A 7,508-nucleotide genomic window follows, 5' to 3' on the forward strand; every position below is an offset into this window, starting at 1 on the left:
CACGCGTAAAGCGCGCCGGGCCGGCCCGCCCCGGGGGGGGTGGGCCGGCCCTCAGGACCGGTCAGGCACTCAGGCCTCGCCGCCGGCGGCGCCCGGGTCCGCCGCCGCCACGTCCAGCAGCTGGTAGCGGTCGATCGCGTCCTTCAGCGCGCTGCGGTCGACCTTGCCCTGCTTGGCGAGCTCGGTGAGCACGCTCAGCACGACCGACTGCGCGTCGATGTGGAAGAAGCGACGGGCCGCGCCACGGGTGTCGGCGAAGCCGAAGCCGTCGGCGCCCAGCGACTGGTACTGGCCCGGAACCCAGCGGGCGATCTGGTCCGGCACCGCGCGCATCCAGTCGGACACGGCGACGAACGGGCCCTCGGCGCCCTGGAGCTTCTGGGTCACGTACGGGACGCGCTGCTGCTCCTCGGGGTGCAGCAGGTTGAACTCCTCGGCCTCCACCGCGTCGCGGCGCAGCTCGTTCCAGGAGGTCGCGGACCAGACGTCGGCCTTGACGTTCCACTCCTCGGCGAGGATGCGCTGGGCCTCCAGGGCCCACGGCACGGCCACGCCGGAGGCGAGGATCTGGGCCGGGATCTGGCCGGCGGTGCCGGGCGCGTACCGGTGCAGACCCTTGAGGATGCCGTCGACGTCGACGTTCTCCGGCTCGGCCGGCATCTTGATCGGCTCGTTGTAGACGGTCATGTAGTAGAACACGTCCTCGCCGTTCGGGTGTTCGGCGCTGGAGCCGTACATCCGACGAAGACCGTCCTGGACGATGTGCGCGATCTCGAAGCCGTACGCCGGGTCGTACGCGACGACGCCGGGGTTGGTCGAGGCCAGCAGGTGCGAGTGACCGTCGGCGTGCTGCAGACCCTCACCGGTCAGGGTGGTGCGGCCGGCGGTGGCGCCGATCACGAAGCCGCGGGCCAGCTGGTCGGCCATCTGCCAGAACTGGTCGCCGGTGCGCTGGAACCCGAACATCGAGTAGAAGACGTACACCGGGATCAGCGGCTCGCCGTGGGTGGCGTAGGCCGAACCCGCGGCGATCAGCGAGGCGGTGCAGCCGGCCTCGGAGATGCCGTCGTGCAGCATCTGCCCGGTCGGCGACTCCTTGTACGCGAGCAGCAGGTCGCGGTCGACCGACTCGTAGGTCTGGCCCAGCGGGTTGTAGATCTTCGCCGACGGGAACAGCGAGTCCATGCCGAAGGTGCGGTACTCGTCGGGTGCGATCGGCACGAAGCGGTTGCCGATGCCCTTGTCCCGCATGAGGTCCTTGAGCACCCGGACGAACGCCATGGTGGTGGCGATGGTCTGGTTGCCCGAGCCCTTCTTGACCGCCTTGTACGCGTCGTCGCCCGGCAGCTCCAGCTTGCGCGGCCGCACCTTGCGGGTCGGCACGTAGCCGCCCAGCTCCTGGCGGCGGTCGTGCATGTACTGGATCTCTTCGGAGTCGCGGCCCGGGTGGTAGTAGGGCGGGTAGCCCTCTTCGAGCTGCTTGTCGGTGATCGGCAGGTGCAGCCGGTCGCGGAAGCGCTTCAGGTCCTCGACCGTCAGCTTCTTCATCTGGTGGGTGGCGTTGCGGCCCTCGAAGTTGGGGCCCAGCGTCCAGCCCTTGACGGTCTGGGCGAGGATGACCGTCGGCTGGCCCTTGTGCTCGCGGGCCGCCTTGAACGCCGCGTAGATCTTGCGGTGGTCGTGGCCGCCACGGCCCAGGTGCTGGATCTGCTGGTCGGTCATCGACTCGACCATCTTGCGCAGCCGCAGGTCGCCGCCGAAGAAGCTGTCGCGGATGTACGCGCCGGACTCGGTCGCGTAGGTCTGGAACTGGCCGTCCACCGTGGTGTTCAGCTTGTTGACCAGGACGCCGTCGCGGTCCTGCGCGAGCAGCGGGTCCCAGCTGCGGTCCCAGACGAGCTTGATCACGTTCCAGCCGGCACCGCGGAACTGCGACTCCAGCTCCTGGATGATCTTGCCGTTGCCGCGGACCGGGCCGTCGAGGCGCTGCAGGTTGCAGTTGACCACGAAGGTCAGGTTGTCCAGGCCCTCGCGGGCGGCCAGGGACAGCTGACCGAGCGACTCGGGCTCGTCCATCTCGCCGTCGCCGAGGAAGGCGTAGACCTGCGAGTCGGAGGTGTCCTTGATCCCGCGGTGCTCCAGGTAGCGGTTCATCCGGGCCTGGTAGATCGCGCCGAGCGGGCCGAGGCCCATCGAGACGGTCGGGAACTCCCAGAAGTCCGGCATCAGCCGCGGGTGCGGGTAGCTGGAGAGGCCGTACGGGGCCTTCGACTTCTCCTGGCGGAAGGCGTCGAGCTGCTGCTCGGTGAGCCGGTCCAGCAGGAACGCCCGGGCGTAGATGCCGGGGGAGGCGTGGCCCTGGAAGAAGATCTGGTCGCCCGACTCGCCCTCGGCGTCCTTGCCGCGGAAGAAGTAGTTGAAGCCGACGTCGTAGAGCGACGCGGAGGAGGCGAAGGTGGCGATGTGGCCACCGACGCCGATGCCCGGGCGCTGCGCCCGGGAGACCATCACCGCGGCGTTCCAGCGGGTCGCGTTGAGGATCTTGCGCTCGATCTCCTCGTTACCGGGGAAGAACGGCTCGTCCTTGGTGGCGATGGTGTTGACGTAGTCCGTGCTGCGCATCTCGGGCACGGCGACACGCTTCTCGCGGGCGCGCTCGATCAGCCGCAGCATCAGGTAGCGCGCACGCTCGCGCCCCCGCTCGTCGATGGCCGCATCGAGCGACTCCAGCCATTCCGCGGTCTCCTCGGGATCGAAGTCCGGGACCTGACTCGGAAGGCCGCCAATGATGATCGGGTTGCGATCGGATCCGGAAGCCACGCTGTTCCTTCACTGTCGGTCGAAACTGAGGTGTGTCGCGCCGCCTCCATCGTGCTACCGCGCTCGGAGATCCGTCATCTCTACCGATCGGTAACCGCTCTCCCTGACAGAAGGAGCGGTCTGGAGGTGTGCGGTTCGGACAGCATCGTCCGGGCCGCGCGCCTCCGGGTGTTACGAAAAGAGGTGGTCCGACCTGGTTGCCCGTCCGTCCGATGGCGGACGGCCGGGGTGAGGGCCAACAGGAGACTCTACGCCCGCGCACGCGCGGACCCGAATGCCGTTCGCATCTCGGGCGTGCGTACGGCCTGTGGACCGGGACCACCCGAAGCATCCTTGTCCTACGCAGAGAAGGGCAAATCGGTGTGATTCGCGACACATCGCACGGCGTGTCCCCATGCGACACGTCAACCTTTGGAGGGGATCGGGGGTCGGGTACTTGCGCGAACCGCCGCTCCCGTGTGGACTACGGCCACAGCCTCGGCATGGATGCCGAGCCGAATACTGGAGGTTATTCCCGTGAGCGCGACCGCGGACCCCGCGGACAAGTCCAACCCGGCAGCTCGTCTTGGCTTCGATGAGGGCCAGATCATCCAGGAGCTGGGGTTCGACGAAGACACTGACCAGGATCTCCGAGAGGGCATCGAGGAGATCACCGGTACGGATCTCGTCGACGAGGACTACGACGACGTCGCCGACGCTGTCCTGCTGTGGCACCGCGACGACGACGGGGACCTCACCGACTCCCTCGTCGACGCCCTGGAATACCTGGCCGAGGGCGGCCTGATCTGGCTGTTGACCCCGAAGACCGGTCGGGACGGCCACATCGAGGCCTCGGACATCGCCGACGCGGCCAAGACCGCAGGCCTTTCCCAGACCAGCTCGATCGCGGTCGCCAAGGACTGGGCGGCGACCCGCCTGGCAACCAAGTCCACGGCCAGGCCGGGCAAGCGCTGAGCACCCCCTGACGGGCCTGACCGGGCCCCGCCGGAGCATCCTCCGGCGGGGCCCGGTCCTTTTGGCGTTCCGGCCGGAGGCTCTGACCAGCAGGATGTTCGCCCAGGGCGAAAGCGGTGGCCCCGGACGGCGCGGCCGTCACCCGTCCGGCCGAACCGGTACCGACGAATGCGAGGATGGCGCTCGTCGCGCCCGCGGGGCGCGGCCCCTTCGCGTCAGAAAGGTCCCACCATGGCCATCGAGATCGGCACCGAGGCTCCGGACTTCGAGCTGAAGAACCAGCACGGCGAGCTGGTCCGGCTCTCCGACTTCCGGGGCGAGAAGAACGTCGTCCTGGTGTTCTACCCGTTCGCCTTCACCGGCGTCTGCACCGGCGAGGTCTGCGCGATCCAGAAGGAGCTGCCGCGCCTGCAGAACGACGAGGTGCAGGTCCTCGGCCTCTCCAACGACTCGCCGTTCAGCCAGCGGATCTTCGCCGACCAGGAGGGCCTGGACTTCCCGCTGCTCTCCGACTTCTGGCCGCACGGCGAGGTCTCGCGCGCCTACGGCGTCTTCGACGAGGAGAAGGGCTGCGCCGTCCGGGGCACCTTCGTGATCGACAAGGCCGGCGTCGTCCGCTGGAGCGTCGTGAACGGCCTGCCGGACGCCCGTGACGAGCAGGAGTACCTGAAGGTCCTCGGCGCGCTCTGAGCCCCTCGGGCGGGGCCGGACGGGGCCACGGTGCGGGTGCGGTGCAGGTGCGGCGCGGTTCGGGGGCGCGGTTCGGGCGGGGCCGGGGCGGTTCCGGTCCGGTTCGGGGCGCGGTTGCGGTCCGCTTCGGGTGCGCTTCGCGTGCGATGCGGACAGGACTCGGATGCGGTTCGGTGGCCATGTCGGACCCGTTCGCTCACGCGGACGGGAACCCGGCACTACGATCGGTCCGTTGGCTGGTCAGAGGCCCGGCGGTGAATCGCCCCGGAGCCTTGAACCGCACCACGGGGGCACCAGGGCGTGCCTCCCGACTCTTGGAGGACAAGTGGGTGTCAGCCTGAGCAAGGGCGGCAATGTCTCGCTCACCAAGGAGGCCCCGGGCCTGACCGCCGTGATCGTCGGCCTTGGCTGGGACGTCCGCACCACCACGGGCACGGATTTCGACCTGGACGCCAGTGCGCTGCTCTGCAACGACCAGGGCAGGGTCGGCCTGGACGGCAACTTCGTCTTCTTCAACAACCTGAAGAGCCCCGACGGCTCCGTCGAGCACACCGGTGACAACCTCACCGGTGAGGGCGAGGGCGACGACGAGCAGATCAAGGTCAACCTGGCCACCGTGCCGGCCGACGTGGAGAAGATCGTCTTCCCGGTCTCGATCTACGACGCCGAGAACCGTACGCAGAACTTCGGCCAGGTCCGCAACGCCTTCATCCGCGTGGTGAACCAGGCGGACAACAAGGAGCTGGCCCGGTACGACCTCTCCGAGGACGCCTCCACCGAGACGGCGATGGTCTTCGGCGAGCTCTACCGCAACGGCGTCGAGTGGAAGTTCCGCGCCATCGGCCAGGGCTACGCCTCCGGCCTGCGCGGGATCGCCCAGGACTTCGGCGTCAACGTCTGAGCCGGGGCGGGGCTGGTGACGGCCCCCACGGGACAGCGCAGGCCGGGGCGGCCGCGGGTGCGAGGGCACCGGCGGCCGCCCCGGCCGTTCGCGTTCGGGGCGCCGTTCCGTGTCCGGAGCCGCGCGCGTTCCGTGTCCGGTGCCGCGCGTTCCGTGTCCGGAGCCGCGCGGACTGCTTCGTGCGCCCCGGCTTCGAACCGGTCCGCCGCACTGGAAGGATGGGAGTTCAGGAAAGTTCAGCCGGCCGGAAGGGGCCGGCCGGGGTCGCGGGGGAATAGACCTGAGATGCGCCCCGGGAGGCAAGGGAGGAACGACAAGTCATGAGTGTCACGCTCGCCAAGGGTGGGAATGTCTCGCTCACGAAGGCCGCGCCGAATCTGACACAGGTGCAGATCGGTCTCGGCTGGGACGCCCGGTCCACGACCGGCGCGCCGTTCGACCTCGACGCGAGCGCGCTGCTCTGCTCGGGCGGTCGGGTGGTCGGTGACGAGTACTTCGTCTTCTACAACAACCTGAAGAGCCCCGAGGGCTCGGTCGAACACACCGGTGACAACCTCACCGGTGACGGCGACGGCGACGACGAGGTCGTGCTGGTCAATCTGGACCTCGTGCCGCCGCAGATCGACAAGGTGGTCTTCCCGGTCTCGATCTACGACGCCGACTCGCGCCTGCAGAACTTCGGCCAGGTGCGCAACGCCTACATCCGGGTGGTCAACTCCCTGGACGGGCAGGAGATCGCCCGCTACGACCTCTCCGAGGACGCGTCCAGCGAGACCGCGATGATCTTCGGTGAGCTGTACCGGTACGCCGGCGAGTGGAAGTTCCGCGCGGTGGGTCAGGGCTACGCCTCGGGCCTGCGGGGCATTGCCCTCGATTTCGGCGTAAACGTACAGTAAAGGCCGCGATCGTCGCGTTCGACGCATTCGCCGTGTCGGACGTACCCGACGTCCTTGACGCCATGAACCCGAAAGGTAACCAAGTCCCGTGTTCCTCCGCACATTCGGCTGGTCATTCGCGATCACCATCGCAGGCCTGATCGCCGCCGGCCTGCTCTGGGGAGCCGAGGGATTCGGCATCGTGCTGATCCTCTCCATCCTGGAGATCTCCCTCTCGTTCGACAACGCGGTGGTCAACGCCACGGTGTTGAAGCGGATGAACCCGTACTGGCAGAAGATCTTCCTCACCATCGGCGTGCTGATCGCCGTCTTCGGTATGCGGCTGATCTTCCCGCTGCTGGTCGTCGGTCTCACCGCGCACCTCAACCCGGCGACGGTCATCGACCTCGCGCTGCACAGTGACAAGACCTACGAGGGCCACACCTACGCCCAGTACCTGGAAATGGCCAACCCGGCCATCGCGGCCTTCGGTGGCGTCTTCCTGCTGATGATCTTCCTCGACTTCATCTTCGAGGAGAAGGACTACAACTGGCTGGCCTGGATCGAGCGTCCGCTGGAGAAGGTCGGCAAGCTGGAGGCCTTCTCCACCGTCGTCGCCCTGGTCACCCTGCTGCTGGCGTCCAACTTCTTCGCCGGGGAGCACGCCGAGACGGTGCTGCTCGCCGGGGTGCTCGGCCTGGTCACCTACCTCTCCGTCAACGGGCTCTCCTCGGTCTTCGAGTCGGGCCTGGAGGAGGAGGTCGAGAAGGAGGAGGCCGCCGAGAAGGGCGGCAAGTCCATCGTCCAGGTGGGCGGCAGGGCCGCGTTCTTCCTCTTCATGTACCTGGAGGTGCTCGACGCGTCGTTCTCCTTCGACGGCGTGGTCGGTGCGTTCGCCATCTCCAGCGACATCTTCCAGATCACCCTGGGCCTCGGTATCGGCGCGATGTACATCCGCTCGCTGACCGTCTTCCTGGTCCGCAAGGGCACCCTGGACGACTACGTCTACCTGGAGCACGGCGCGCACTACGCGATCGGCGCGCTGGCCGTGATCCTGATGGTCGGCATCGAGTACCACATCCCGGAGATCGTCACCGGCCTGATCGGTGTCGCCTTCATCGGCCTCGCCCTGGGGTCGTCCATCCTGCGCAACCGCCGCGAGTCCGCCGGAGGCGGGAGCGACGGGGGCGGGAGTGACGGAGAACGGGAACTCGTGAGTACGGGCAAGTAGCCCGCGAAACGCCGGAACGGCCGCCCCCCTGGAGTGG

General features: G+C 68.2%; 6 protein-coding genes. 5 read left to right on the forward strand and 1 reads right to left on the reverse strand.

Annotation, left to right across the window (positions count from 1 at the left end; all coding sequences use genetic code 11):
- Positions 1 to 69: 69 nt before the first annotated feature.
- Positions 70 to 2,820: a pyruvate dehydrogenase (acetyl-transferring), homodimeric type gene (gene aceE, locus ACFWOG_RS23645; RefSeq protein ID WP_329878966.1), complete on the reverse strand. Its 2,751-nt coding sequence runs from the start codon at positions 2,818 to 2,820 to the stop codon at positions 70 to 72.
- Positions 2,821 to 3,336: 516 nt separating this feature from the next.
- Here aceE and ACFWOG_RS23650 point away from each other — a divergent pair.
- The 5 genes from ACFWOG_RS23650 to ACFWOG_RS23670 all read left to right on the forward strand — a co-directional run bounded on the left by ACFWOG_RS23650 (position 3,337) and on the right by ACFWOG_RS23670 (position 7,471).
- Positions 3,337 to 3,774, forward strand: a complete 438-nt coding sequence (locus ACFWOG_RS23650; RefSeq protein ID WP_329878965.1) for a DUF3052 domain-containing protein — start codon at positions 3,337 to 3,339, stop codon at positions 3,772 to 3,774.
- Positions 3,775 to 4,005: 231 nt separating this feature from the next.
- Positions 4,006 to 4,464, forward strand: coding sequence for a peroxiredoxin (locus tag ACFWOG_RS23655; RefSeq protein WP_355402872.1), 459 nt, complete (start codon positions 4,006 to 4,008; stop codon positions 4,462 to 4,464).
- A gap of 325 nt (positions 4,465 to 4,789) precedes the next feature.
- On the forward strand, positions 4,790 to 5,365 hold the full coding sequence (locus tag ACFWOG_RS23660; protein ID WP_329878963.1) for a TerD family protein: 576 nt from the start codon (positions 4,790 to 4,792) through the stop codon (positions 5,363 to 5,365).
- A 320-nt stretch (positions 5,366 to 5,685) separates the two neighbouring features.
- Positions 5,686 to 6,261 carry a TerD family protein gene (locus ACFWOG_RS23665; RefSeq protein WP_329878962.1) on the forward strand — a complete coding sequence of 192 codons (576 nt, stop codon included), beginning with the start codon at positions 5,686 to 5,688 and terminating at the stop codon, positions 6,259 to 6,261.
- An 88-nt stretch (positions 6,262 to 6,349) separates the two neighbouring features.
- Positions 6,350 to 7,471, forward strand: coding sequence for a DUF475 domain-containing protein (locus ACFWOG_RS23670; protein WP_329878961.1), 1,122 nt, complete (start codon positions 6,350 to 6,352; stop codon positions 7,469 to 7,471).
- Positions 7,472 to 7,508: the final 37 nt, after the last annotated feature.

The organism is Kitasatospora sp. NPDC058406 (assembly GCF_042722765.1).
Classification (GTDB): domain Bacteria; phylum Actinomycetota; class Actinomycetes; order Streptomycetales; family Streptomycetaceae; genus Kitasatospora.

Bases quoted from the DNA above. Each gene is read 5' to 3' on its own strand.
- ACFWOG_RS23655 (WP_355402872.1), top strand. From the start codon at position 4,006: ATGGCCATCGAGATCGGCACCGAGGCTCCGGACTTCGAGCTGAAGAAC.
- ACFWOG_RS23665 (WP_329878962.1), top strand. From the start codon at position 5,686: ATGAGTGTCACGCTCGCCAAGGGTGGGAATGTCTCGCTCACGAAGGCC.